We start from the raw sequence: 25173 nt of genomic DNA on the forward strand, positions 1-25173 counted from the left end.
CCTCGTCATCGCTGCCCGGACGCCGCCGCGGACCCGGCCGGTGCCGCGCCCGCGGGCCCACCGACGCCGAACACCGCGGGCCCGCCGAGCAGCTCGTGCCTGCTCGCGAGCCGCACGTGGGGCTCCTGCGCGCCGATCCGTCCCAGCACCGCGAGGGCGTCGACCTCGTCGCAGCCGCGCAGCAGCGCCACCACCTCGCCGGGGCCCTGCGACTGCGGACCGTCCAGGACCCGGACCGACGCCTCGTCGGTGAGGCGCAGCGCGGCCGCGGCGTCCCACGGGCGGTCGTGGGTGAAGCGGGCGAGCGTCGTCATGTCGGAGCGGGCCTTGCGCCGGGTGGCCGCGCGGTGCAGCGCGGAGCGGTCGGCGGGCGGCAGGGGCGAGTCGGCGCCGTCGGTGCGGTGGAACGCGCGCATCTCGGAGAGCACCGAGCCGGCGAGCAGCTCGGCCGAGCGGTCCCAGGTGAAGCAGGCCGCCCAGTCGCGGCACGCCCGGGAGACCTGCTCGGCCCGCGCCGGGTCGGCGAGCTCGGCGAGCGTGCGCGGCAGCGCGGCGGCGAAGTCGTCGATGCCGTCGACGAGCCAGCCGGTGACCCCGTCGAGGACGGAGTCGCGGATGCCGGTCGCGCGCAGGGCCAGGCAGGGCACGCCGGCGGCCGCCCCCTCGAGGACGACGAGGCCCCAGCCCTCGCCGTCGGAGGTGGAGGTGGTCAGCCAGGCCTGGTCCATCAGAGCGTCGCGCTCGGCGTCGGGCAGCCGGCCGTGGAAGCGCACGACCCGGCCGAGGCCGAGCTCGACGGCGGTGCGGCGCAGCGTCGTGAGGTCGGGGCCGTCGCCGATGATCTCGACCTGCAGGTCCGGCACGTCCGGCAGCGCCGCCCACACCGCGTGCAGGAGCAGGTCGACGCGCTTGTGCGGGACGAGCCGGCTGGTGAGCACGATCGTCGGCTTCTCGGCGCGGGTGCCGGTGGGCCCGGTGCGCAGGTCCTGCTTCATGCCGTTCGGGACGACGTCGATCGGGCCGTCGAACTTGAGGCGGCGCCGCAGCTCCTGGCGGGTCGACGCGGACACCGCGACGGTCCGCTTGCCCGAGTAGACCCGGCGCGCCACCCGGCCCTCGAGGAACCGTCCGACGGCCGCGCCGGTCGGCGAGAACCGCGTCGCGAACTGGTCCTGGTGCACGTGGTGGACCACCTGCACCGTCGGGGCGGTGTTGCGGGTGAACAGCGGCGAGAAGAAGGGGATGCCGTTCTGGCAGTCCACCACCGCGTCGAACTCCTGGTGCAGGCTGCCGCGCAGCAGCCGCATCGCGGCCCGGGCGTACACCGACATCGTGGCCCCGGCGCGACGGATCTCGACGCCGTCGATCTCGTCGTGGGCGCTCTGCCCGGCGTCGCGCGCCGTCAGCCACGTGACGTGGACGCCGGCCTCGACCCACCGCTTGGAGATCTCGTGGGCGTACAGCTCGGCGCCGCCGGCCTGCGAGTGCCGGACGTCGCGCCAGTTGAGCAGGAGCACCCGGCACCCGGCGAGCTGCGCGGTGGAGCGGCCCAGCACCGGGATGGCCATCGGACCGTCATGGGTGTGGCGGTCGGAGGAGACGAGCGAGGTCACGGGGCGCTCCCAACGGTCGCGGGGTCGGTCGGGGCGGAGCTGCGGGCGGGCAGCCCGGCGGGCGAGGCGCCGCGGTTGAGCTCGCGGTGGAGCTTCGCGACGGCGGTGAACGCGGCGAGACCGTCCCGGACCGGGCGCAGGGTCGAGCCCGCGGTGTCGGTCCAGGTCACCGGGATCTCCTCGATCCGGCCGCCGTCGTCGCGGATGAGACGCAGCAGTTCGATGTCGAACGCGAAGCCGGTCGAGCGGGCCCGCCACATGGCGTTCTGCGCGGCGACGCGGTCGAAGAACTTGAAGCCGCACTGGGTGTCGTGGATGCCGGGCACGAGCGGCCGCGACAGCATCCGGAACGCGGTGCCGCCGAGACGGCGCCCCAGCGGCTGCCTGCCGGCGATCGAGGCGCCCGGCGCGTGGCGCGACGCGATGGCCGCGGCGGCCCCGCCGTCGAGGGCGCTCATCACCGGCAGGAAGGTCTCGAGCGGGGTGGAGAGGTCGGCGTCGGTGAAGCCGACGATGCGCGAGCGGCTGGTCCGCAGCCCGCGGTGCACCGCGGCGCCCTTGCCGGCCTGCGAGCAGCCGATGGCGACCGCCTCGACGCACCAGCCGGTCGCCACGTTGCAGGCGCGGCCGGTCACCGCGAGCACGGTCGCGGCGGTGTCGTCGACGCTGCCGTTGTCCACGACGACGACGCGGGAGGTCCAGGGCTGCTCGGACAGGAAGGCGACCATCGCGGCGAGGGTCGCGGGCAGCCGGCCGGACTCGTTGTAGGCCGGGATGATCACCTCGAGGTCCACGGGCGACCTCCCGGCGGCGTCCTCGCGGTGGGCGCCGGGGTGCTCGGTGAGCTCCCCCGTGGCGCGCGAGACCGCCTGTGCGACCGCCGCGACGACGGCGTCGTCCACGACGTCGACGAGCTCGGAGCTCCGCACCGTCTCGACCAGATCCGTCGGTCGCAGCTCACCGGCACCCGACCGGAGGGCCGGGTGCGGGGCGGTGACCTCTCCCCAGGCGTCCATCACGTTCTGCACGTCGTCAGCATCGACCGTTCAGGCCAGCAATTAACCCCTTTGCTTCGCGGCCATCTGGTCTAGGCGACGGCGTTTCACCTGGTAGAGGCGTGTCGCGCGTCTGATCGAGTCGCCGGATTCGTTCGTCAACTTCATGCCGTCGGGTGACTCGGTCGGCCGGCGCGTCGGACGGCCTGCGTGTCGGAGCCGTGCTCGACGCGGCGGCGAAGTCGGGGCCGACCGTCGGTGGTTGGACCTACACTCGCGCGCGGGGGGCGTTGCAGGGCGGTCCGGGCGGGGCCGCGCTCGTGGCGGGTGCGCCACGACGGAGCGCCCCGCGAGGACCAGGGGGGAGGTCCCATGAGCGGGTCGGCCGACGCACGCCGGGCCGCGCCGCCGGGCACCGCCCCGGACGGCGGGGCACCGCGTGACACGGCCGGGCCCGGGCCGACCACTCCCCTCACCGGCATCCCGGCCCCGTCGTCGTCCCCCGAGACGTCGACGGGGATCCCGGCGGGCGGGATACCGGCACCGCGGTCGTCGGGCGGCCGGTCCCGCCGGCGCCGTACCGGACCCGGCCCGGACGGGCCGACCCCGATCCCGCCGGTCTCCGGCCGGGGCGGCGGGCTGCCGCCGTACTCGCTGGGCCGGCGCCTCACCGACTGGCGCCGCGGCCGCGCCGATGGCCGGGCCGGGCTGCCGGGGATCGAGCCGGGGCGTCCGCCGGGCACTCCGACGCTCGAGGAGTTCGCCCAGGACTTCCTCGCCCGCACCCACCGGGAACGGCTGCGGCTCGACGTCGAGCTGACGCCCCTGCTCGAGGCCGAGGCCGCGCTCGTCGTGCGCATCGAGGAGACCGAGGCGGCCACCGTCCGGTCCGGGGAGCGCCTCGGCGGATGGCCGCTGCTGCTCGACGACGGCCAGCTCGGCCTGCGTCGCGGTGGCGAGTCGCAGACCCCCGACGACGTGGTCCGGGCCCGCCGCGCCCGGGAGTACGAGGCCCTGCGCCGCCCGATGGTCGAGGACCTCGACCGGCTGCGGCGCGCGACCGCCACCGCGCACGAGGACCTCGCCCGGGTGCGCGCGGCGATGCGGGCCCGCGAGGTCGTCGGCGCGACGCGGGTGCGGCGGCTGCACGCCCAGGCGATGCGGCGCATCTCCGCCTACGAGCGCCACCTGGTGCGCTGCCACCCCGCGGGGGACCGGGTCGGGCCGCTGCTGGCCGCGCAGCACCCGCGCCTCCCGGGGTGGGTGTTCGCCGCCGAGGAGCCCGGGGTGGTCCCCGGCTCCACCGCGCCCACCCGGCCGTCGGGGTCGGTCCCGTCGCCCGCGTCGACCGCAACGCGGGCCGGGTCCGCCGGCCCCGCCGAGGAGGACTGATGTCCCTGGCTCAGTGGTGGCGGCGCCAGGCCTGGTCCCGCCGGGACGCGGGCTCGCCGGACTCGGGGACGCCCGAGGAGCGGCGGTTCTCGCAGGTCTACGCCGAGGACCGCGTCGGCCCGATCCCGTACCCCGACCAGGCCAGTCCGGACGTCGCGGCAGCGCGTGGGCGCGTGCGCGCCCTCGTGAGCGAGCTGCTGCCCGGCGGGGTGGACGAGGGGACAGGCGGCGCGCTCGACCCGCTGATCGCCTCCTGGGCGTCGGGCTGGCTCGCCCGCGTCGACTCCGAGCACGCTGATCACCACGCCCTCATCGACCGCCTCGTCGGCGGGGCCCGCCGGCAGCTCGCCGACGCCGAGGCCACGCACGAACGGGACCGGCACGCCCTGGAGATCGCCCGCCGCGACTACGCGGACGCCCGGGAACGCCTCATGGATCTCCAGGCTCCTCCGGGGACGGCGGACGCGGGGCCGGGCCGGCGCGGGCTGTTCCACCGTCGGCGGGGCCGGGCGGCGAACGGGCCCGCCGAGCCGCCGACGGGCCCGATCCTGGTGGCGCCGGGCCCGGCCGGGCCCGCCGACGACGAGCCGGCGACCGATCAGCCGCTCGCCGAGCGGACGGGAGAGCCGCGATGACCCGCGCGCCGCGCTCCTACCGCGACCCGACGATGCTGATCAGCCGGTCCCGGGAGGACTACCTCGCGCTCGGGATCATCGTCCTGGCCGTGGGCGCCGACATCGCGGCGTTCTACGTGGTGCTCGCGCGGGTGTTCCGGGGCTCCGCGTTCCTGATCGTCCTCGGCACCGTGGGGTTCGCGGCGGCCGCCGTCGGGCTCGCCCACCTCGTCGGGCAGGGGCTCGTGCGGCGTCGGTGCGGGGATCCCCGGTCGAGCGTGATCCTGACCGTGGTGGCCCTCGCGACGTGGCTGGTGCTCGGCGTCGCGTCGTTCGTGACGCGGCTGCTCACCCCGTCGACCGTGTCGTCGGATCCCTTCGGGGCGTCCTCGGGAGGGTTCGGCTCGTCGTCCGGGGGCTTCAGCTCCTCCGGAGGCTTCGGGTCCGGTGGCGGTTTCGGGTCCGGCGGGGGCTTCGGGTCGTCGTCGAGCAGCCTGGATCTCTCCGCCGCGCTGCCCGCCGTGCTGTTCGGGGCGCTCTTCCTCGCCAGCGGCGTGGCGGCGATGGTCGCCACGTTCGTCTCGTTCAACCCCGTCGCGGGCGCGCTGCGGCGTGCCGAGCGCAGGCTCGCCCGGACGACCGCCGCGGAAGGGCTCAGCCGGGCGGAGCTGGAGCGCTCCCGCGAGGCGCTGCGCCAGCAGGAGAGCGAGCGTGACCGCGAGGAGCAGCGCTGGGTCGCGGCGCGCCAGCAGGTCGCGGCGGAGATGCTCGAGCTGCAGAACTACGCCCGCAGCCTGATGGCCTCGCGCAAGCAGAACCCGTCGGTGACCGACGGGCTCGCGGGCTCCGCGCCCTACCCGCTGTTCACCCCGGCACGGTCGGCCGAGCCCGGCCGCGAGACCAGCCCGCCGGTCCGCCCCGAACCCGCGCCACCGCGTCCGGGCGGACCGAACGGCACCACCACCCACTCCCGTCCCGCGAGCGCCCCGAACGGAGACCGTCCGTGACGACCCGCACCGTCACCCCGCGGGACGGGGCGGCGAACCCCTCCGGCCCGCGGGCGGGGCGGGCGCTCACCGGTCTCGCCGTCGCGGCGGTCGCGCTGCTCGTGCTCGGCGCCTGCTCCTCCTCCGGCGACGCGGCAGGCGGCTTCGTCGCCGGCGGCGGCGCGGCGCTGAGCTGCCCGGTACCCGTGGGCCCGATGGCCTTCGCGGTGTCCGGACGTGCCAACAGCCCGGAGCCGGGGCTCCCGACCTCGGTGCAGCAGGCCGCGATCTCGGTCGTCTCCGGCGCGGCCGACCAGAAGGCCGCGCCGAAGTTCACCGTCGTGAACCTCGACGGGCGCCCGAGCGTGGCGGGCAGCGACACCTACCGGACCGACGCCGGGAACGCGATCGCCGCGCAGGACGACCGGAACGCCTTCCTCTCCGGGCTCGGGAAGGCGATCTCGCAGGTCCGGGCGCAGACCCCGGAGGCCGACGTGCTCGGCGCGCTGGCCCTCGCCGGGCGCTCGGTGCAGGGCGGGCGACCCGGCACCGTCGTCCTGGTCGACTCCGGGCTGTCCACCGTCGCGCCCCTGGACTTCCGCCAGGCGGGCCTGCTCGATGCGCCGGTGCCGGACACCGTCGACTTCCTGCGGTCCCATCAGGCCCTGCCGACGCTGAACGGGGCCACCGTCGTCCTCGCCGGGCTCGGCGACACCGCCGCGCCGCAGACCCCGCTGGACACCGCGCAGCACGGTGAGCTGGTCAACCTCTGGACGGGGATCGCGCAGGCCTCCGGGGCCGGGTGCGTCGCCGTCGTCGACGAGCCGCGCTCCGGCGACGCGCCCACCGACGTCCCGCCGGTGAGCGCGGTGGCGGTCCCACCGCCGCCCACCATCACCCCGGGCCGGGCGACGGCCCTGCCCGACGACGGGTCGGTCGGGTTCCAGCCCGACACCGCCGAGTTCCGGGACCGCGCGGCAGCACGCGGGGTGCTCGGCCCGTTCGCGGACTTCCTGGAGGGAGGACCGACCCGGCGGATCGCGCTGACCGGGACGACCGCTCGCGCCGGCACCCTCGACAGCCAGATCGCGCTCTCCACGCAGCGGGCGGACGCCGTGAAGGCGCTGCTCGTCGAGCTCGGGGCCTCGCCCGACCAGATCTCCACGAAGGGCCTCGGCAGTCAGTTCCCGGGGTACGTGAACGACGTCGGGCCGGGCGGCGAGCAGCTGCCGGGTCCGGCGTCGACCAACCGGAAGGTGATCGTCGAGCCGACCGCGTGAACAGCGCCTCCGACCCCGTTCAGTGCCCGAACGGTCCTTCCCGGTAACGTGACCGGTATCTCTTCACGCTTCGGCAACCTTCCCGTAGTCCGGCTGACAACCCCTCCTATCAGGGCTGACCGAGGCTTCGCGGGGGGTTGCGGGTCGGAGATCTGAACCGATTGAGTAACGCAGCGTCACCGGCGGCGGTGTTCAGGCTGTCCTCAGCCCCCTAACGTCTTCTCTCCGGAAGCGTCACCACCCGACGTCCGGAGGGACACAACAGATGACGACAGCCGCAGACCGGAGCCCCGACACCGCGGCTGGCCTCGACACGGAGTACTCCGAGGCCGATGTACACCAGGAGTTCGGCGAGAACCCCAACGAGGTTCGCGACACGGACCACTACCAGGACGAGTACATCAAGGGCTTCGTCGACAAGTGGGACGATTACATCGGCTGGGAGGGACGGGCCGCCAGCGAGGGCTCGTTCTTCATCGACCAGCTGCGGTCGCGTGGCGTGGAGAAGGTTCTCGACGTCGCCACGGGTACCGGATACAACTCGGTGCAGCTGCTCAAGGCGGGCTTCGAGACCGTCTCGGCGGACGGCAGTGCCGAGATGCTCGCCCGCGCCTTCTCCAACGGCCGCGAGCACGGGCACGTGCTGCGTGTGGTGCAGGCCGACTGGCGCTGGCTCAACCGTGACGTGCACGGCGAGTACGACGCGATCATCTGCCTGGGCAACTCGTTCACGCACCTGTTCGCGGAGCGCGACCGCCGCAAGGCGCTCGCCGAGTTCTACGCGATGCTCTCGCACGACGGTGTACTGATCCTGGATCAGCGCAACTACGACCAGATCCTCGACGGCGGCTTCCAGTCGAAGCACAAGTACAACTACGCCGGCGACACGGTCACCGCGGAGCCGGAGTACGTCGACGACGGCCTGGCCCGCTTCCGGTACACGTTCCACGACGACGGGTCCGTGTACCACCTCAACATGTTCCCGCTCCGCAAGGACTACGTCCGGCGCCTGATGCGCGAGGTGGGTTTCCAGAAGATCGACACCTACGGCGACTTCCAGGAGACCAACGCCGGCGACGTCCCCGACTACTGGACCCACGTGGCTGAGAAGACGTACCGCACCGACGAGGAGCTCACCGACTCCTACTCGAGCGCGGTCCACACCGCTCGCGACTACTACAACTCGACCGACGCCGACACCTTCTACCACGAGGTGTGGGGCGGCGAGGACATCCACGTCGGCCTCTACAACTCGCCCGACGAGCCGATCGCCCCGGCGTCGGCGCGCACCGTCGAGCGGATGGCCGAGACCGCGGGCATCACCGCGGAGACGCGGATCCTCGACATGGGCGCCGGCTACGGCGGCGCGGCGCGTCACCTCGCGAAGAAGTACGGCTGCAAGGTGACCTGCCTGAACCTCTCCGAGGTCGAGAACGAGCGGAACCGGGAGAAGACCCGCGAGCAGGGTCTCGACCACCTCGTCGACGTCCTCGACGGCTCGTTCGAGAGCATGCCGATCCAGGACAACGCGTACGACCTCGTCTGGTCGCAGGACGCGTTCCTGCATTCCGGCGAGCGCACGACGGTCGTCGAGGAGATCACCCGCGTGCTCGTGCCGGGCGGCCAGGTCGTGTTCACCGACCCGATGGCGGCCGACGGCGCGGACACCTCGAAGCTCGCGCCGATCCTGTCGCGCCTCTCGCTCGACACCCTCGGGTCGCCGGGCTTCTACAAGGAGGAGTTCGCGAAGCACGGGTTCACCGACTACGCCTTCGAGGACCACACCGACCAGCTCACGACCCACTACGGCCGAGTGCTGGCGGAGCTCGAGAAGGCGGAGAAGGCGTTCGCCGGGAAGATCTCGGACGAGTACATCTCGAACATGAAGACCGGCCTGAAGAACTGGGTCAACGGTGGCAAGTCCGGTCAGCTCGCGTGGGGCATCTTCCGTATCAAGCGGTGAGTTGATCTTGCGGGATTTGTCAGCGATGGTCCGTTGCTGACATCTGACGTCAGGATGAACCCTTCCTGACATGGGCGCGGGCATGACGGCGGCGGGCGTACCGACACTGGTACGTCCGCCGTCGTCGTCTGTCCCCACCGGCAGCGCACCCGCCGTCCATCCACAGCTTCGCGCCGCGCGCTACTACCGGGCGCCGCCCACGGGCGACGGTCTCCGTCATGAAGCGAGGCAGATGGGCAGAGGCGCTCGACGCGATCCACGCGCGGGCCAAGGACAAGATCATCCAGGTCAAGGTGCTGGTCGTCGACCTGGGAATACCGGAGGGCACCGTCTATCGGCTGTGCCGCCATCGTGGTCCCTGGCAGCTCGTGGCGCCGGCGACCGTGATGCTGGAGACCGGCACCCCGACGAGACGGCAGCTGCTGCGGGCAGGGCTCCTGCACGCCGGTCCGGACGCCGTCGTCACCGGACTCGATGCCGCGCGAGCGCACCAGCTCCACCGCGGTGAGCTCCCCGAGGCCGTTCACCTGCTGATCCGTTCAAGCTCGCGGATTCACGGGACCTCTCTGATCGTCATCGAGCGGACGAAGCGGCTGCCTCCGGCGCTCCTGCGCGACGACTTCCCGGTCGCCCCGGTCGAGAGGTGCGTGCTCGATGCGGTGCGCCGCCTGCGAGGGGAGTCCGAGATCGCCGCGATCCTGACCGAGCCGGTCCAACGACGGATGGTCCTGCCCGGGATGCTCCGCGACGAGCTCGACGCCGGCTGCCGCAAGGGAAGCTCGACGCCCCGGGCCGTCCTGCGCGCGATCGACGACGGCGTCCGGTCGGCCGCCGAGTTCGACGTCCATCGGTGGTGGTCGGCCCAGCCGGAGCTGCCGCGCGCGGTGCTGTTCAACTACCGGATCACCGCCGGCCGGCGCCTGCTCGGTATCGCCGACATCCTCGTCCCCGAGGTCGGCCTGGTGGTCCCGATCGACTCCGTGGAGCAGCACTTCGCCACCCCCGAGCAGGTCGCGGAGACCGAGCGTCAGCACCGTTCGTACCGCTCGGCGGGCCTGCACGTGATGGGGCTGCGCCCGAGTCGTGTCCGGCACGACCCCGCCGGACTCCTCCAAGACATCGTCGACGCGATCGAGGTGGCGCGCAGGCTTCCAACGCCCGCCGTCGAATGGGCACCCGACCTGCCGCTCAGTGGCTGAACTCGGGCGCGGGCTCATGTCAGGAAAGGTTCATCGTGACGTCTGACGTCAGCAACGGACCATCGCTGACAAGACGACGACCGATCAGCCCCGCGCCAACGACGACAACCGACCCCCGACGACCTTCTTCGCCTTCCGCCATCCCTTCGACGCCACGCTCGACAGGTCGGTCGTCGGCGTCAGGATCACCCGCCGCATCTCGTACGGCGAGTCCGACCGGCCGGCCAGCCCCGCCCGCGTCGTCACGGCGCACTTGTAGCCCAGCTCGGACACCAGCCGGGTCGTCGTCGCCGAGTAGTCCGACGCCGCGCCGTTCGGGAACGCGAGGGTGTCGACCGAGATTCCCAGCCCCGACTCCAGCTCGGAGCGCGACTCCTTGAGCTCCCCGAGCTGGCCCGCCTCGGTCTCCCGTTCCAGGATCGCGTGCGACACCGTGTGCGATCCGATCTCGTGGCCCGCCGCGAGCAGCGACTTCGCGCCCGACCAGTCCATGAACAGTCCCTCGCCCACCGAGGTCGGCGCCGGGTTGAGCTCCTCCGACACCCGCGCGACCTCCGCCACCCGGGTCGCGTGGTCGAGCGTCTTCACCGAGGCGCGCACCGCGTCGTGGGCGGCCTGGCGCGCCGGGGCGTTGGTCAGGTCGTGCGTCACGCCGCCGAAGGTCAGGCGCGGGGCCCGGGCGCGCTCGAACGCCGCGGAGAGGTCCTCCCACCACGCGCCGACGGTCCCGGACAGGAACCCCGGCACGAGGAAGAACGTGGCCGGGAAGCCGTGCTCGGACAGCATCGGCACGCCGAGGTCGAGGTTGTCGCGGTACCCGTCGTCGAAGGTCAGCACGACCGCGCGGGGCGGCAGCGGTTCCCCGGCCGCCATCAGGGCCAGCGCCCGCTGCAGCGACAGCACCGTCGCGAAGCGCTCGAGCGTCCGCAACTGCTTCGCGAAGCCCAGCCGGCCGACGCCGGGCGGGTCGGGGAACCCCGGCGTCGGGTCGATGTTGTGCCAGCCGAGCACGAGGAGCCGGTTGCTCATGTCGCCGATGGTAGGGACCCGCCGTCAGGTCCCCGTGGTCACGTCCCCGTCCCGCGTCCGGGACGCGACGACGGCGTCGGCGACCACCCGCGCGACGGCCTCCCGGCGGGCCGGATCGCGGCGCAGCGAGCGCGAGAGCTCCAGGTGCACGAACGGTGTGCCCAGGCGTGCGGCCAGGCGCCCCTGGACGTTGCGGATGCCCGAGAGCCGCTCGCAGCCGGGGTCCCCGCCCCCGCGCACCCGCTCCCCGGCGGCGCGCAGACCGCTCGTCACGTCGTCGAGCAGCGCCGAGGGTGCCGCGGCCCCGGACGACGCGACGACGTCGAAGCCCTCCCGGTCGGCGCACCCGTGCACCTGCACCTGGGGCGTCCCGCGGGCCGCCACGATCCCCGCCGCGAGCCGGGCGAACACCGAGTCGGGACGGTGGGACACGTCGGCGGGGAAGTCCACCCGACGCCGGGCCCACGCGGGCGCGGCCGCGTGCCGGTGCGCGCCGGCCTGCAGCAGGAGCGCCCCGTCGATCCGGTCGAGGATGCCGACCCCGACCGCCTCGGTCCGCAGGTCGAAGTGCGGGTGCGGGATCTCGACGACGACGTCGGGGTTCCGGGTCCCGACGACGGCGGGCAGCACGACCAGGCCCCACGCGCGCGGCTCACGCGGGTCGGTCGTGAGCAGCATGCGCGCGCCGTGACGGGACGTGGCGAACCCGACGGCGGCGCCCGCCGCGGCGAGTGCCGGGGTCGGCCCCGTCGTGCACGCGGTCACGACGGCGGCGACGAACTCCTCGACGACGGCGTCCTCGTCGGCGCCCGGCGGACGGTAGGGGCCGTCGAGGAGGAGGGCCGTGGTGAGCCGGTGGACGACGGCGGCGAGCGTCTCGTCCCCGCCGCGGCCCGCCACGGGAGCGAGCCTGTCACGCGGGGCGGGGTGTCACCCGCTAGTCAGGCGCCCGCGGAGTAGGCCGGACCCCAGTCCGGACGCCCGGCGTGACCCGCGCCGTCGCCGGGCTCGGGACCGAGCGGGCCGCCGTAGACCGAGCGGGCCCCGCCGGAGGGCGGGTTGCCGAACGGCGGGGTCCCGAACGGCGCGACGTAGAACCCGAGCGGGCGTCGCGGCGCGTTCAGGAAGGCCGCTGCCTCGGCGTCGGGCTCGAAGGGCAGGTCGGCGTCGGGCGGGAACACGGACTCCGCGAGCGCCGATGCCGAGGCGCCACGTTGGGACTCCGGGTGCCACCCGGTCCCCTCGCCGTGACCTCCGGCCCACGCGGGCGCGGCCGGTTGCGGCCGGGACGTGGTCCGCAGAGCCACGACCCGACGGGGACCGCTGCTGTCACTAGCCGTGTCGCAGGAACGACGCTCCGCCATGCGCACCATTCTGAAAGGGGACGTTTGCGCGCCCCGGTCGGGGGACGACCTCTCGGCCGACCGGGTCCGCCCGACGACGGCGCGACCCGACGACGGTGGCCACACCCCCTGCTCCAGCGCGGCCGATCGAGGCAACGACCGCCCGGGAGACCCTCCGACGGCGGCCGTGGGCGCTCGCGCCCGGTCACGGATCGTGCCCGGCCTGCCACGCCATCGTGATCCGCGCCTCGGACATCGCGGCACGGACAACCACGAGGTCCCCCGTACGTCCTCCGGTCGGATTTCGTCCCCGCTCGGACGATCCGGTCGCGCCCCCGCCCGCCGGTCCCCGTCGGCGATCGAGGACGATGGACCACGAGGGAAGTGCCAGCGTCGGCCACTCCGCGTCATCGCCCGGACCCGCACCGTCCCCACGGAGGTACCGCCAGATGGATCACGAGGCTCCCAGCTTCGCGCGCTCCACCGAACTCCAGAACCGGCTCCACGCGATGGTGCCGAGCGGGGCCCACACCTACGCCCGCGGGGACGACCAGTACCCCGAGGGCATGGCCCCGGTCATCGAGCGCGGACTCGGCGCCCGGGTCTGGGACGCGGACGGCAACGAGTTCGTCGAGTACGGCATGGGCCTGCGCGCCGTGACGCTCGGCCACGCCTACGCCCCGGTCGTCGACGCGGTGCGCGACGTCCTCTCCCGGGGCGTGAGCTTCACCCGGCCCTCCACGCTCGAGGTCGCCGCCGCCGAGGACTTCCTCTCCGTGGTCCCCGGCGCCGACATGGTCAAGTTCGCCAAGAACGGCTCCGACGCGACGACCGCCGCGCTCAAGCTCGCGCGTGCCGCCACCGGCCGGGACATGGTCGCCGTCGCCGGCCAGCCGTTCTTCTCCACCGACGACTGGTTCATCGGCTCGACGACGATGAACGCCGGCATCCCCGCCGACGTCCGCGCGGGCACCGTCCGGTTCGGCTACAACGACCTCGACTCGCTGCGGGCGGTGTTCGCGCAGTACCCCGGCCGGATCGCCGCGGTGTTCACCGAGGCCGCGACCGGGATGGTCGCCCCCGAGCCCGGTTTCCTCGAGGGACTGCGCGAGCTGTGCACGGCCGAGGGCGCGGTGCTCGTGTTCGACGAGATGATCACCGGGTTCCGCTGGGCGACCGGCGGCGCGCAGGAGGTCTACGGGGTCGTCCCGGACCTGTCGACCTGGGGCAAGGCCATGGGCAACGGCTTCGCCCTGGCCGCGCTCGCGGGCAAGCGGGAGATCATGGAGCTCGGCGGGCTCAACACCGACGCCGACCGCGTCTTCCTGCTGTCGACCACGAACGGCCCGGAGACCGTCGGGCTCACCGCGTTCCGCGCCGTCGTCGAGGCCTACCGCACGACGGACCCGGTCGGCGCCATGCGCCGCGCCGGCGAGCGACTCGCGGCCGGCGCCAACCAGGTGATCGACGACGCCGGGATGCGCGACTACGTCGAGGTCGCCGGGCACCCGAACTGTCTGGTCTTCCTCACCCGCGACGCCACCGGCGCGCCCTCGCAGGAGTACCGGACGCTGTTCCTCGGCGAGCTGCTCAAGAGCGGCGTGCTCGGGCAGTCGTTCGTGATCTCGGCGGCACACACCGACGCGGACGTCGACCAGACGATCCAGGCGGTGGCCGACGCGCTCCCGGTCTACGGCAAGGCGATCGAGCTCGGGAGCACGTCCGGTCTGCTCGAAGGTCGGCCGGTCGCGCCGGCGCTGCGCCCGCACGCCGCCCCGCGCCGCCGCTGACGCCCCGCCCCTGACGCCTCGTGCTGAGGCGTCACTCCGGGGCCGAGGGACGCACGTTCCTCCGGGCCCGGAGGGAACTACGCGACGACGCCGCGGAGGATGTCGCGCAGGTCGGCGGCCATGTGCGCCGAGGTGAACCGGGCCTCGACCTCCTTGCGGCCCGCGCGGCCCATCTCGGCGGCGCGTTCCGGGTCGGCCAGCAGGTCGCCGATCGCGGAGGCCATCGCCTCGGGGTCGCCGGGCGGCACGAGCAGGCCGGTCCGGCCGTGGTCGACGTACTCGTCCATCCCCGGATTGTCGGTCGCCACCACCGGGCGCCCGCTCGCGAGCGCCTCGAGCGCCACCGTGAGCCCCGAGCCCTGCGGGTTGGGCCGCAGCGCGATCGCGACGACCGAGGAGCGCTCGTAGAGCCCCCGCATCGCGGCGTTCATCCGGCGCGCATGCAGCACGCCCGCGTCGGGCGGCAGGTCGACGTGCAGCGTGGTCGCGAGCTCGAGCCAGGCGGGCAGGCCCTGGTCGCGCACCCGCCGCACCGCGGCGACGAGGGTCGCGTGGTCGCGGCCGCGGTCGTCGCCGACGCTGGTGACGGTCATCCCGTTCGGGTCGCGGCCCTCCCAGGGCTGCTCGGGGTAGAACTCGGGATCGATGCCCAGGCGCACGCCGTGGACGCGCTCGGGGTCGACGTCCCAGTGCTCCCGCAGGATGGGCACCATCGCGGGGCTCTGCGTGAAGATGCCGGCCGCGCGGCTCAGGCCGCCCTCGGCGCTGCGGCGGTGCGTCCGGGCCAGCAGCTCGGGCCGTTCGAGCCAGGCGACGCCGGTGACGACCGGCCGGTGGGTCGTGTACGCGGCAGGCAGCCCGGTGCGCTCGTCCATGCAGAAGATCGCGTCGGCGCCGCGCCGCTGCCGGGCGCTCGACAGCGCCGTCACGGCCTCGTAGCCGTCCAGCTGGTTGCGGACCTTGCGCGCCGCCCAGTCGGTGACCCCGCGGGCCGGCCTGCGGAAGGTGACGACGTCGCCTTCGTCGCCGAGGTGGTGGAGCCCGTACGGTGTGTGGTCGGGGATCTCCCCACGCGCGTTGCGCAGGCGGTACTCCTCCACGTCGAGCTCCTCGGGTAGCTCCACGTGCACGTGCATGCTGGCGGTACCCCCCTCGGTGGCCCGTTCGGGCGATTCCGACGCTACCCGTGCCCGGTCCCGGCCACGATGTCGCGTTCGTCCCTCGCCTCACCGGAAAACGTGTCGTCGACGCGTCCCCGACTCACACCATGGTCGCATTCCCCTCCGATCGACCCGCCCGCCCCGCCACGCCGGGTCGCTCCCGGGGCCCTCGGCGGGTCGCCCGGCCGGCCGAGGCAACCCGGGGCGCCGCCGGACGTCTGACGGAGGACGCCCGATCGCCTGCGCGCCCCCCTGCGCCGGGCACCCCGACGCACCCCGGACCGGCATCGCTACCGTGGTCCGAACCCGACCGGTCACCGATCGGATCGTCCCTGGCCCCGACAGGACGGACTCAGGATCTTGCCCGGCAGAGCGCTCATCCTCGTCGAGAACCTCTCGGTGCCGTTCGACCGCCGTGTCTGGCAGGAGGCCACGACGCTGCGCGATCACGGGTGGGACGTCGAGGTGATCTGCCCGCAGGGCACCGACCGGGACACCGAGCGCGAGGCCGTCGTCGACGGGGTGGCGATCCACCGCTACCCGCTGGAGGCCGCCTCCGGCGGGCCGCAGGGCTATCTCAAGGAGTACGCGACCGCGCTGTTCCACTCGATCCGGCTGGCGCGCGCGATCACGCGCCGCGCCCCGGTCGACGTCGTGCACCTGTGCAACCCGCCGGACCTGCTCTTCCTCGTGGCGCTCGTGCTGCGGGTCATCGGGCGGCGCCACGGGGTGCGCACGCGCGTGGTGTTCGACCAGCACGACCTGGTGCCCGAGCTCTACCTCTCCCGCTTCCGGCCCAAGCGCGACGCCCTCTACTGGGGTCTGCGCCTGGTCGAGTTCCTGACCTACCGCACCGCCGACGTCGTCATCTCGACCAACGAGAGCTACCGGGCGAAGGCGGTCGGCCGCGGCCGGGTGCCCGGCCACCGGGCGTTCACGGTGCGCAGTGCGCCCGCCCTGGACCGCTTCAAGCAGGTGCCGCCGGAGCCGGAGCTGGCGCGGGGCCGCGAGCACCTGCTCGTCTACCTCGGTGTGATGGGCCCACAGGACGGCGTCGACTACGCGGTCCGCGCGCTCTCGCAGCTCGCGGAGCGCCGGGACGACTGGCACGCGGCCTTCCTCGGGGGCGGCGACGCGTTCGACGACGTCGTCGACCTGGCCCACCGGCTCGGTCTCGACGACCGCGTGACCTTCACCGGCATGGCCGACACCCCGGACGTGCGCCGCTACCTCTCGACGGCGAGCCTGGGCATCGCCCCCGACCCGCTGAACCCGCTCAACGACGTGTCCACCATGAACAAGATCATGGAGTACATGGCGATGGGCCTGCCGATGGTCTCGTTCGACCTCACCGAGAGCCGGGTGTCGGCGGGTGACGCCGCGCTGTTCGCGCGCCCCAACGACGTCGACGAGTACGCGTCGCTGATCTCGGAGCTGCTCGACGACCCGGTGCGCCGCAAGCAGATGGGCGAGGTCGGGCGGGAGCGCGTCGCCGGGGCCCTCTCCTGGACGCATTCGCAGTCGTCGCTGCTCGCCGCCTACGGGAGCGTCGACCCGGCACCGCCCCGACGGTCGAGTCCCGTCGAGGTCACCGACCGGTGAGTGACGCGGCGCCGAGGGGCACGGCGCGACAGGGGGCCAGGAGCACCGTGCTGCGGGTGCTCGTCGTCGGGCAGGCATCGACCACGCCCGGCGGTATGTCGTCGGTGCAGCGGCTGCACGAGCGGTTCCTCGCGGGACGGGACGACGTCGAGCTGCACGTCGCCACCACCTACGACGAGGCCGGGGCGCTGCGACGGCTCCGGCTCATGGTCGGCGGCATCGCCCGGGCGCTCGCACTGGTCCTGACGGGGCGGGTCGACGTCGTCCACCTGCACGTGGCGAAGGGCCTCTCCGCCGTACGGAAGGGCATCGTCGTCGCCGCCGCCCGGGCGCGCGGCGTCCCGACGGTGCTGCACACCCACGCCGGCGCGTTCGCGGACTGGTTCGACGGGCTGCCCGCGCCGCTGCGCCCCGTGGTGGCGTGGCTGCTGCGGGCCGACCGCGTCGTCGTGCTCGCCCCCGGGGCCCGCGAGGTCTACACCGGGCGCCTCGGCCTGGGTGACGACCGCGTCGTCGTGCTCGCCAACCCCGTCGAGTGGCCCGAGACGGCGCCCGAGCGCGACCCGCACGCCGAGAAGGTCGGCGCGGTCTTCCTCGGCCGGCTGATCGACCGCAAGGGCGTGTTCGACATCGTCGACGCCCTCGGCGCCCTCCACGCCGCCCACCGCGCCCGGCTGCACGTGACGGTCGCCGGCCACGGGGACGCGGACGCCGTCCGCCGGGCGGTCGGCGCGGCCGGGCTCGACGGCACCGTCGACGTCCGCTCCTGGATCGGCCCCGACGAGCGCGACGAACTGCTCGGCTCCGCCCAGATCCTCCTGCTGCCGAGCTGGTGGGAGGGCCTCCCGATGTCCGTGCTCGAGGGCATGGCCTGGGGGCTGTGCCCCGTGGTCACCCCGGTCGGCGGGCTGGCCACCCTCGTACGCGACGGTGACAACGGCGTCGTCGTCCCCGTCGGTGATCCCCCGGCGCTCACCGCGGCGCTGGACAAGCTGCTCTCGGACGACGAGGTCCGAGTGCACACCGGGGCTCGTGCTCGCGAGAGCGTGCGGGCCTTCGGTGCCGAGGCATGGGCCGACCGGCTCGTGACGCTCTACCGGGAGCTCCTCGGCTCCTGATCCGCAAGCCCTTCAACCGGAGCACGACTCCCCGCCGGACGAGAAGGAAAGAATCCATGGCTGAGCGCAGTGAGCACGGCACCGTGCTGACCTACGACCCGATCGAGTTCCCGTTCTCGAACGTGGTCGCGAAGATTCTCGACACCCCGGATCTCGAGAAGATCCACGAGCTCGGCCGCCGGTCCGACGTCGACAACCACGACCAGGACTCCGACGACCACACGATCTTCTACCGCGAGTACGACCAGGTGCGGGACCTCTACGACCGCTTCCTCGTCGAGTGGATCCTGCCGCAGTACGGCGAGGACCTCGCCGTGCAGCGGGTCCCCACCTTCCGCGTGCACCGTCCGGGCAGCGTGGCCGTGTCCGAGTTCCACAAGGACTCCGACTACAACCACCAGCCGGCCACGCTGAACTACTGGCTGCCGCTGACCCGCGCCTACGGCAACAACTCGATGTGGATCGAGGACACGCCGGGGGCCGACACGTACTCGCCCGTCGTCGTGGACCCGGGCGAGGTGTGGCGTTTCGACGCGGTGAACAACCGCCACGGCAACTACCCGAACGACACCTCGACGTCGCGGGTGAGCTTCGACTTCCGCGCGATCCCGCTGCGGCTGTTCGTCGACGAGGGCAAGTCGACGGTGAACGCCAACCGCCGCATGGACCTCGAGGGCTACTACCGCCGGCTCGACACGGACGGGCAGTTCAAGAGCTGACGCTCATGTGAGTGGATTTGGTCGCCCGGGCGACCAAATCCACTCACATGACCATCCGGTCGACCCCGCGGCTCGCGCGCCAGCCGAGGACCTTCGCGATCCGTGAGGCGTCGGCCACCACGCGCGCCGGGTCGCCCGGGCGTCGCGGCGCGATCCGGTAGGGCACCGGGCGACCCTGCACCCGCTGGACCGCCTCGATCACCTCGAGCACGCTGGTCGGCTCGTTGCGGCCCACGTTGAGCGCGCCGGGCGAGGAGACGGTGTCGTCGAGCAGCGCCTCGACCGCGGCCACGTGGGCCTCGGCGAGGTCCTCGACGTGCACGTAGTCGCGCAGGCAGGTCCCGTCCGGGGTCGGCCAGTCGTCGCCGAACACTCCCACCGGGTCCCCGTCGCCGGACGCCGCGCGCATCACCAGCGGCAGCAGGTTCGTCGCGCCCCGGTCCGCCAGCTGCGCCGACGCGGTCCCGGCGACGTTGAAGTACCGCAGCGCGGCCCAGCGCAGCCCGTCCGCCTCCGCGTGGCGGCGCACCGCCCACTCCCCCGCGAGCTTGGTCTCGCCGTACGGGCTCGTCGGCAGCGTCGGGAACTCCTCGGCCACCGGCTCCGAGCCGGTCTCGCCGTAGACCGCCGCGCTCGACGAGTACAGGACCCGCCCGATCCCCGCGGCCGAGGCCGCCCGCAGCACGGCGACGGTGCCGCCGACGTTGTGCTCGTAGTAGTACAGCGGCTTCGCGACCGACTCGGGCACCGACTTCTTCGCCGCCAGGTGCACGACGCCGTCCAGCGGGCGCCGCGCGGTGAGCCCGGTCAGGACCGCGGGCAGGTCCGGGTCGAGCAGGCCGGTGCGCACCAGCTCGACGTCGTCGGGGAGCCGCTCGGTCAGCCCGGTGGAGAGATCGTCGAGCACGACGGCGTCGTGGCCGGCCTCCCGCAGGGCGCGCAGCACGTGCGCGCCGATGTAGCCGGCGCCGCCGGTCAGCAGCCAGGTGCTCACCCGACCGACCCTAGCCAGGCGCTGTGACCCGTCCGCGTGGCGCCCGCCGCCGCAGGTCGGGCCTTTCCGCACGAGTAGCATCTGATGCGATGAGCACCCGGTCCACGGCGATCGCGCGCGGCGTCGTCATCCAGGTGCTGGCGAAGTTCTCGGCCCTCCCCCTCTCGATGGTGACGATCGCCATCGCGACCCGCTACCTCGGTTCGAACGGCTACGGGATCATGGCCACCGCGGTCGTGTTCGCGCAGACGTTCGAGGCGTTCACCGAGCTCGGCGTGGGGACGATCGTGGTCCGGCGGGTCACCGGGCACGGCGGGAACCTCGAGCGCCTCGTCGGGATGAACGTCTCGTTCTCGACGCTCTACGCCCTGCCGCTGGCGCTCGTCGCCGGCGTCGCCGGGATCGGGGTCTACTGGGGCGACTGGACGCAGCAGGCCGCGGTGCTCGTGCTCGCGATCGGCCTGATCTTCACGACGATCTCGAGCTGCTACGAGCCGGTCTTCGACATCAAGGTCCGGTACTCGTCGGCGGCGTCCGCGGAGTTCTTCTCGCGGGTGCTGACGCTCTCGTCGGCGGCAGCCGTGGCGTACTTCGACCTCGGCCTGCTCCCGATGTGCGCGGTGCAGATCCTCCCGCAGGCGCTGCGGCTGGTCATCCAGTGGTGGGGCGCCCGACGGCTCGCCGAGATCCGCTGGGTGGTCGACTGGAAGCGGATGTGGGGGCTGCTCAAGGAGGCCTTCCCGCTCACCGTCATCGCCATCATCGCGGTGCTCTACTGGCGCGCGGACGGCCTGATCCTGTCCGTGCTCGCCGCGCCCGACCAGGTCTCCGGGTACTACACCGCGCTGCAGATCGCCTTCACGCTGACGCTGATATCGCAGGTCTTCGAGAGATCCGTGCTCTCGACGATCAACGAGACCTTCAACGCCGACCGACCACGCTTCGCCCGCGCCGTCGACCAGGGCTACCGGTTCCTGCTGCTGGTCGGCTTCCCGATCGCCGTGATCGGCTGGCCGCTCGCACACCGGATGGCGGACATCGTCGGCGGCAAGGGCGGGGTCGGCGAGTTCGCCGGGCCGCCGCTGCAGTTCTTCTTCATCGCGGTCGCCATGACGTTCCTGTCGGCGATCGTCTCGGACGGCCTCATCGCGGCGCACGAGCAGCGCTATCTGACGACGATGTCGACGATCAACCTCGTCGTGAACTGCGTCGGCAACGTCATCCTGATCCCGCACCTCGGCGCGGTGGCCTGCGGCGTCATGCTGCTCGTGACCGAGACGATCGGCGTGACGATGTCGCAGTGGCGCCTGCGCCGCTACGGGGTCCATCCGCTGCCGTTCGGCTACATCCTGCGCCTGGTGCCCGCGGGCCTGCTCGCGCTGGGCGCCATCTGGCTCACCTACGACCTGCCGCTGATCGTGCCCATGGCCGCGGGCGGCATCGCGTACTTCGGCGGCGCCCTCGCCGTCGGCGCGATCCCGGCCAGCATGCGCTCGGCTCTGCTCGGGGCACTGCGCCCCCGCAGCCTGGACCGCATGGAGGCCGAGGCGGCCGCCGTCGGGGAGCAGGAGGGCCTCGGGGTGGCGCCCTCGGGCCCGACCGTCGGGCCGTTCCCCGACCCGGCGTCGAACGCGCTCGACGCCGAGACGACGGTGCTGGACGCACGGGTCCCCGGCACCCGGGTGCCCGCGGACGCCCTCGACGCCGAGACCACCCAGATGCGCCCGGTGGCCGCCGGTCGCGGCCGACGCGATCCGTCCTCCGACATCACCGACGTCCCGACGATGGAGCTCGACCTCGCCGCGCTGCAGACCATCCGCATGCGCCAGCAGGGGAAGTACGTCGACCTCCGGGTCATCCGCCGGGGTTGAGGTCCTCGAGGGGACGCAACCCCCTCGAAGGGTATGAATCCGGTCACTCCGACCGCCGTGCCACGATGCGCCCGCGCCCGGGTCGTTCGCCGGGAGCGTGATCGGGAGGGAGTCGCACGACGTGTCGGGTCGTGAACTGGCGGTACTGATCGTTTCCTACCGGCGGGCCGACCTGCTCGATCGCGCGCTGCGCAGCGTCGAGAAGCACCTCCCGGACGCGCGCGTGCACGTCTGGGACAACGCCTCGTCCGGCTCGGCCGAGGTCCGTGAGCTCGCCACCGGGTGGCCGGAGATCACCTGGACCTTCTCCGGCACGAACGTCGGCTACATCGCCGCGATGAACCGGCTCGCGGCGCAGGTCCCGGACGCCGACATGCTCCACCTCAACCCCGACGCCGAGCTGATCGGCCCGCTGACGGCCGCCCGGGACGCGCTCGCCGGTCCGCGGGTCGCCGCCGTGTCCCCGACGGTGCTCGACCCGGACGGGCGTGAGGAGCCCTGGGACGTCGCGCACCGCGAGCAGTCCGTCGTCCGGTCCCTGCTCAACGCCGCGGGCTACGCCCGGCGGTTGCGCGACCACCCGCGCCTCGGCGGCCTGTCCGACCTCTATCCCGCCGCGCCGCGCGAGGTCGACGGCTACATGGCGGGCTGCTGTCTGCTGGTCTCCCGCGACGCGTGGAACGCGATGGGCCCGTTCGACGAGCGCTTCTTCGTCTACGGCGAGGACGCCACGTGGCAGCCCGCGGCCCGCCGCGCCGGCTGGCGGCTGCTGCTGGTCGACGACGACGGGCCGCAGGTCACCCACACCGCCGCGGGCACGCAGACCGACGACCCGATGGCCTCGCTGCGCGGCGCCGACCTGCTCCGCGCCTCCCAGGTGATGTCGCTGGGCAACGCGGGCAACCGCGGCGCCGGCACGATGTTCTCGCTGGGCACGGCGACCCTGGAGCGGGTGCAGCGCTCGAAGCGCACCGTCCGCCGTCGTCGGCTCGAGGCGGTGCGCGACCGCGCCGCGGGGCGCCCCGGCGTGCTGGTCACCACCAACGACCTCGACCTCGGGGGCGCCGAGCGCCAGCGGGTGCTGCTGGCCAACGCCCTCGTCGCCCGCGGCCACCCGGTGACGATGGTGTGCCTGCAGGGGCTGGGCCTGTACACCGCCGAGCTCGACCCCCGGGTGCGCCTCGCGCTGCAGCCGTGGTGGCAGCCGGTGGTCGACGTCGCCGGCGACGAGGCCGTCGTCGTCGGCGGGGTGACGAACACCGAGGTCGGGTTCGCCCGCACCTGGCGGGCGCTGGGCCGGGCCGGACGGGTCCTGCGTGGCGGCGAGCAGCGGCGCTGGTGGATGCCCGCGACGCACGACCCCGCCGAGCTCGACCGGCCGACCTACTCCGAGGCGCTCGCGTCGAGCTTGCGCAGCGCCGACGGGCTGCTCGTGCTCTCCGCACAGCACCACACCGACCTGACCGCCCACCAGCGCCTCACCGACCTGGTCATGGCCGCGCCGAACGGCATCCCCGCCGCGGAACCGCTCCCGTTCCGGGCGGCGGACCCGACGACGCCGGTGCGGTTCGCGATGCTGACCCGCCTCGTCGAGTACAAGAACCCGCTGCTGCTCATCGAGGCCCTGGACACGCTGGGCCGCGACGACTGGACGCTCGACATCTTCGGCGACGGTCCCGACCGCGAGCGGCTCGAGGCCGCCACCCCGGTCCGGCTCCGCGACCAGGTGCGCTGGCGCGGGCAGGTGGCCGGCCCGGACGCCGCGTTCGCCGAGACCGACGTGCTGTGCGTGCCGAGCGGCTTCGAGGCGTTCCCGCTCGTCATGGTCGAGGCGATGACGCGGGCCGTGCCCGTGATGGCGTCCGCGAGCGGGACGGTCCCGGAAATGCTCGACGACGGGTCCGCGGGCGTCGTGGTCAGCCCCACCTCGCGCGAGGCCTGGAGCGAGGCGCTGCGCGGCGTGCTCGACGACCGCGCAGGGCTCGCGGCGCTCGGCGAGGCCGGCCGGGTCCGCGCCCTGGGTCACTACACCGACGCCGCGATGGCCGACGCCTACCAGCAGGCGTTCACCCGGCTGGTGGGCCACACCTTCCCCGGCGCCCCCGACGAGCCCGTCCGCGAGATCGGCGGTGTGCGATGAGGGTCCTCTGGCTCTCGCCCTGGCTGCGCACGCTGACCCGGGTGCAGGTCGACGCGCTGCGCGACGCCGGGCACTCCGCGCTCGTCGTCACCACCGACCAGCACTACGAGAAGGTCACCGCGCGCCCGGACGAGCGCGTCCTGGACCCCGCGATCAAGGACCCGCGCACGCTGCCCGCCCTCGCACGGGTGATCGCCGAGGCCCGCCGTTTCGCGCCCGACGTCGTCGTCTCCGAGATGATGCACGACCCACGCTGGCTGCCGATGACGCGTCTCGCCCCGCTCGTGCAGGTCGTGCACGACGACCGCCCGCACGACCACCACGAGGAGCGTCCCTGGCACCAGCGCGCGGTGCTCGACCACCAGACGCGCTCCGCCGCCGGGGTCGTCGCCCCGAGCGCGCACGTCGCGGCGGTGCTGTCGGCGCGGTTCGGGCGCCGGGTCGACGTCGTGCCGCTCACCTCGGACGTGCCCGAGGCGGACCTGCCCCCGGTGCCCGTGGCGGCGGACGAGCGCCGCGACATGGTGCTGCTGGGGCGGATGTCGCCGTACAAGAACGTCGAGGTGGCGCTGCAGGCGTGGGCCGCGCACACCGCCTCGTCGTCGTATGCCGGTGATCGTCTCCTGCTGCTCGGCAACGGGCCGCTCGAGTCCTTGACGCTCCCGGAGCACGTCGAGTGGCGGCGCGAGCACTTCTCCTACGCCGACGTGCTGCCGCGGTTGGCGCGCGCGAAGGCCTCGCTGGCGCACTACCGGCTGGCCACGCAGAGCGGTGTGCAGGTGCTCTCGATGCAACTCGGGGTGCCGACGATCGTGTCCGACTCCGGCGGGCTGCCCGAGTTCGCGGCGCCGGAGGTGCCGCCGCTCGGGGTGGACGACGTCAGCGGGCTGGCCGAGACGTTCGGACGGCTCGCGGACCCGGCGACGGCCGCTCGGCTCGGGGCCGGGGCGCGGGAGCACTACGAGCGGCGGTTCTCGGCCGATCGTGCTGCCGCGGCGTGGGTCGAGGTGTTCGCGCGGGTGACGGGTCGCCCGGCGCTGCGCGGGGTCTGAGCGCCGCGGCCCGCCCGCGGGCGTGGCGATCGGCTCGCTACCCGAGCATGATCGCAACCGGTGTGGCGGACCGTTCGGTCTGCGCACTGCTTCGCCACACACTTCGCGATCATGTGCTGCGCGGGCTGCTCATGATCACCGCCTCGCTGGCGGCGACGGCCGGAGCGCCCGCACGAGGAGCACACCAGGCAGGGCGACTCGCTCGCGGAGGTGGCTCACGTACCCCTGATCACCCGGGGAGGGGGGTGAGAGCTTCCCTGAGCGCCGACCCCTTACACACGTCCGCCCGGTCACCGGGTCCCGGAGCAGGACC

The 25173-nt window shown here is 73.7% G+C and carries 20 protein-coding genes; 13 read left to right on the forward strand and 7 right to left on the reverse strand.

Annotation, left to right across the window (positions count from 1 at the left end; genetic code table 11):
- Positions 1-5: 5 nt before the first annotated feature.
- On the reverse strand, positions 6-1613 hold the full coding sequence (locus LQ327_RS03005; RefSeq protein WP_230730041.1) for a glycosyltransferase family 4 protein: 1608 nt from the start codon (positions 1611-1613) through the stop codon (positions 6-8).
- Positions 1610-2641, reverse strand: a complete 1032-nt coding sequence (locus LQ327_RS03010) for a glycosyltransferase (RefSeq protein ID WP_230730042.1) — start codon at positions 2639-2641, stop codon at positions 1610-1612. The genes LQ327_RS03005 and LQ327_RS03010 overlap by 4 nt, the downstream gene beginning before the upstream one ends.
- A gap of 339 nt (positions 2642-2980) precedes the next feature.
- On the opposite strand from LQ327_RS03010, the gene LQ327_RS03015 reads away from it, so the two are divergent.
- The 6 genes from LQ327_RS03015 (at position 2981) to LQ327_RS03040 (ending at position 10042) form a co-directional block, all read left to right on the forward strand.
- Positions 2981-4000, forward strand: a complete 1020-nt coding sequence (locus LQ327_RS03015; protein WP_230730043.1) for a hypothetical protein — start codon at positions 2981-2983, stop codon at positions 3998-4000.
- Entirely contained in the window at positions 4000-4635 is a 636-nt protein-coding gene (locus LQ327_RS03020; RefSeq protein ID WP_230730044.1) for a hypothetical protein, read from the forward strand. The genes LQ327_RS03015 and LQ327_RS03020 overlap by 1 nt, the downstream gene beginning before the upstream one ends.
- On the forward strand, positions 4632-5621 hold the full coding sequence (locus LQ327_RS03025; protein ID WP_230730045.1) for a hypothetical protein: 990 nt from the start codon (positions 4632-4634) through the stop codon (positions 5619-5621). Before LQ327_RS03020 ends, LQ327_RS03025 begins: the two co-directional genes overlap by 4 nt.
- On the forward strand, positions 5618-6880 hold the full coding sequence (locus LQ327_RS03030) for an OmpA family protein (protein WP_230730046.1): 1263 nt from the start codon (positions 5618-5620) through the stop codon (positions 6878-6880). Before LQ327_RS03025 ends, LQ327_RS03030 begins: the two co-directional genes overlap by 4 nt.
- Positions 6881-7145: 265 nt before the next feature.
- Complete coding sequence (locus tag LQ327_RS03035) at positions 7146-8843, forward strand: glycine/sarcosine N-methyltransferase (protein WP_230730047.1); 1698 nt, start codon at positions 7146-7148, stop codon at positions 8841-8843.
- Positions 8844-9061: 218 nt separating this feature from the next.
- Entirely contained in the window at positions 9062-10042 is a 981-nt protein-coding gene (locus tag LQ327_RS03040; RefSeq protein WP_230730048.1) for a putative endonuclease domain-containing protein, read from the forward strand.
- Positions 10043-10126: 84 nt separating this feature from the next.
- On the opposite strand, the gene LQ327_RS03045 is transcribed toward LQ327_RS03040, so the two are convergent.
- The 3 genes from LQ327_RS03045 to LQ327_RS03055 are packed head-to-tail and all read right to left on the reverse strand — an operon-like array spanning position 10127 to position 12378.
- Positions 10127-11071, reverse strand: a complete 945-nt coding sequence (locus tag LQ327_RS03045) for a polysaccharide deacetylase family protein (RefSeq protein WP_230730049.1) — start codon at positions 11069-11071, stop codon at positions 10127-10129.
- Positions 11072-11095: 24 nt separating this feature from the next.
- On the reverse strand, positions 11096-11971 hold the full coding sequence (locus LQ327_RS03050; protein WP_230730050.1) for a hypothetical protein: 876 nt from the start codon (positions 11969-11971) through the stop codon (positions 11096-11098).
- A gap of 41 nt (positions 11972-12012) precedes the next feature.
- On the reverse strand, positions 12013-12378 hold the full coding sequence (locus tag LQ327_RS03055; RefSeq protein WP_230730051.1) for a hypothetical protein: 366 nt from the start codon (positions 12376-12378) through the stop codon (positions 12013-12015).
- A 485-nt stretch (positions 12379-12863) separates the two neighbouring features.
- On the opposite strand from LQ327_RS03055, the gene LQ327_RS03060 reads away from it, so the two are divergent.
- Entirely contained in the window at positions 12864-14204 is a 1341-nt protein-coding gene (locus LQ327_RS03060; RefSeq protein WP_230730052.1) for a glutamate-1-semialdehyde 2,1-aminomutase, read from the forward strand.
- A 77-nt stretch (positions 14205-14281) separates the two neighbouring features.
- Here LQ327_RS03060 and LQ327_RS03065 read toward each other — a convergent pair whose 3' ends face one another.
- Positions 14282-15340, reverse strand: a complete 1059-nt coding sequence (locus LQ327_RS03065; protein ID WP_230730055.1) for a glycosyltransferase family 4 protein — start codon at positions 15338-15340, stop codon at positions 14282-14284.
- Between the two features lie 384 nt (positions 15341-15724).
- On the opposite strand from LQ327_RS03065, the gene LQ327_RS03070 reads away from it, so the two are divergent.
- From LQ327_RS03070 to LQ327_RS03080, 3 genes are read left to right on the forward strand one after another with little or no spacing between them, the layout of a single operon-like run.
- Positions 15725-16966 (forward strand): glycosyltransferase family 4 protein, encoded by a 1242-nt coding sequence (locus LQ327_RS03070; RefSeq protein WP_230730056.1) that lies wholly within the window; start codon positions 15725-15727, stop codon positions 16964-16966.
- Positions 16963-18084 (forward strand): glycosyltransferase family 4 protein, encoded by a 1122-nt coding sequence (locus LQ327_RS03075; protein ID WP_372460594.1) that lies wholly within the window; start codon positions 16963-16965, stop codon positions 18082-18084. The genes LQ327_RS03070 and LQ327_RS03075 overlap by 4 nt, the downstream gene beginning before the upstream one ends.
- A gap of 56 nt (positions 18085-18140) precedes the next feature.
- Positions 18141-18803, forward strand: coding sequence for a hypothetical protein (locus tag LQ327_RS03080; RefSeq protein WP_230730058.1), 663 nt, complete (start codon positions 18141-18143; stop codon positions 18801-18803).
- Between the two features lie 43 nt (positions 18804-18846).
- Here the strand turns inward: LQ327_RS03080 and galE are convergent, their stop codons facing one another.
- Entirely contained in the window at positions 18847-19797 is a 951-nt protein-coding gene (gene galE, locus LQ327_RS03085) for a UDP-glucose 4-epimerase GalE (protein WP_230730059.1), read from the reverse strand.
- 89 nt (positions 19798-19886) lie between these two features.
- Here galE and LQ327_RS03090 point away from each other — a divergent pair, with 89 nt between their 5' ends.
- The 3 genes from LQ327_RS03090 (at position 19887) to LQ327_RS03100 (ending at position 24860) form a co-directional block, all read left to right on the forward strand.
- Positions 19887-21668 carry a flippase gene (locus LQ327_RS03090; protein WP_230730060.1) on the forward strand — a complete coding sequence of 594 codons (1782 nt, stop codon included), beginning with the start codon at positions 19887-19889 and terminating at the stop codon, positions 21666-21668.
- Between the two features lie 121 nt (positions 21669-21789).
- Positions 21790-23808 (forward strand): glycosyltransferase, encoded by a 2019-nt coding sequence (locus LQ327_RS03095; RefSeq protein ID WP_230730061.1) that lies wholly within the window; start codon positions 21790-21792, stop codon positions 23806-23808.
- Entirely contained in the window at positions 23805-24860 is a 1056-nt protein-coding gene (locus LQ327_RS03100; RefSeq protein WP_230730062.1) for a glycosyltransferase family 4 protein, read from the forward strand. Before LQ327_RS03095 ends, LQ327_RS03100 begins: the two co-directional genes overlap by 4 nt.
- Positions 24861-25173 lie beyond the last annotated feature (313 nt).

This window comes from Actinomycetospora endophytica (assembly GCF_021026375.1).
Taxonomy (GTDB): domain Bacteria; phylum Actinomycetota; class Actinomycetes; order Mycobacteriales; family Pseudonocardiaceae; genus Actinomycetospora; species Actinomycetospora endophytica.

What these genes read in the sequence shown, in the direction of transcription:
- LQ327_RS03080 (WP_230730058.1), top strand. Translation starts at nt 18,141, where the DNA reads ATGGCTGAGCGCAGTGAGCACGGCACCGTGCTGACCTACGACCCGATC.
- LQ327_RS03065 (WP_230730055.1), bottom strand. Translation starts at nt 15,340, where the DNA reads ATGCACGTGCACGTGGAGCTACCCGAGGAGCTCGACGTGGAGGAGTAC.
- LQ327_RS03025 (WP_230730045.1), top strand. Translation starts at nt 4,632, where the DNA reads ATGACCCGCGCGCCGCGCTCCTACCGCGACCCGACGATGCTGATCAGC.
- LQ327_RS03045 (WP_230730049.1), bottom strand. Translation starts at nt 11,071, where the DNA reads ATGAGCAACCGGCTCCTCGTGCTCGGCTGGCACAACATCGACCCGACG.
- LQ327_RS03015 (WP_230730043.1), top strand. Translation starts at nt 2,981, where the DNA reads ATGAGCGGGTCGGCCGACGCACGCCGGGCCGCGCCGCCGGGCACCGCC.
- LQ327_RS03090 (WP_230730060.1), top strand. Translation starts at nt 19,887, where the DNA reads ATGAGCACCCGGTCCACGGCGATCGCGCGCGGCGTCGTCATCCAGGTG.
- LQ327_RS03040 (WP_230730048.1), top strand. Translation starts at nt 9,062, where the DNA reads ATGAAGCGAGGCAGATGGGCAGAGGCGCTCGACGCGATCCACGCGCGG.
- LQ327_RS03100 (WP_230730062.1), top strand. Translation starts at nt 23,805, where the DNA reads ATGAGGGTCCTCTGGCTCTCGCCCTGGCTGCGCACGCTGACCCGGGTG.
- LQ327_RS03020 (WP_230730044.1), top strand. Translation starts at nt 4,000, where the DNA reads ATGTCCCTGGCTCAGTGGTGGCGGCGCCAGGCCTGGTCCCGCCGGGAC.
- LQ327_RS03035 (WP_230730047.1), top strand. Translation starts at nt 7,146, where the DNA reads ATGACGACAGCCGCAGACCGGAGCCCCGACACCGCGGCTGGCCTCGAC.
- LQ327_RS03060 (WP_230730052.1), top strand. Translation starts at nt 12,864, where the DNA reads ATGGATCACGAGGCTCCCAGCTTCGCGCGCTCCACCGAACTCCAGAAC.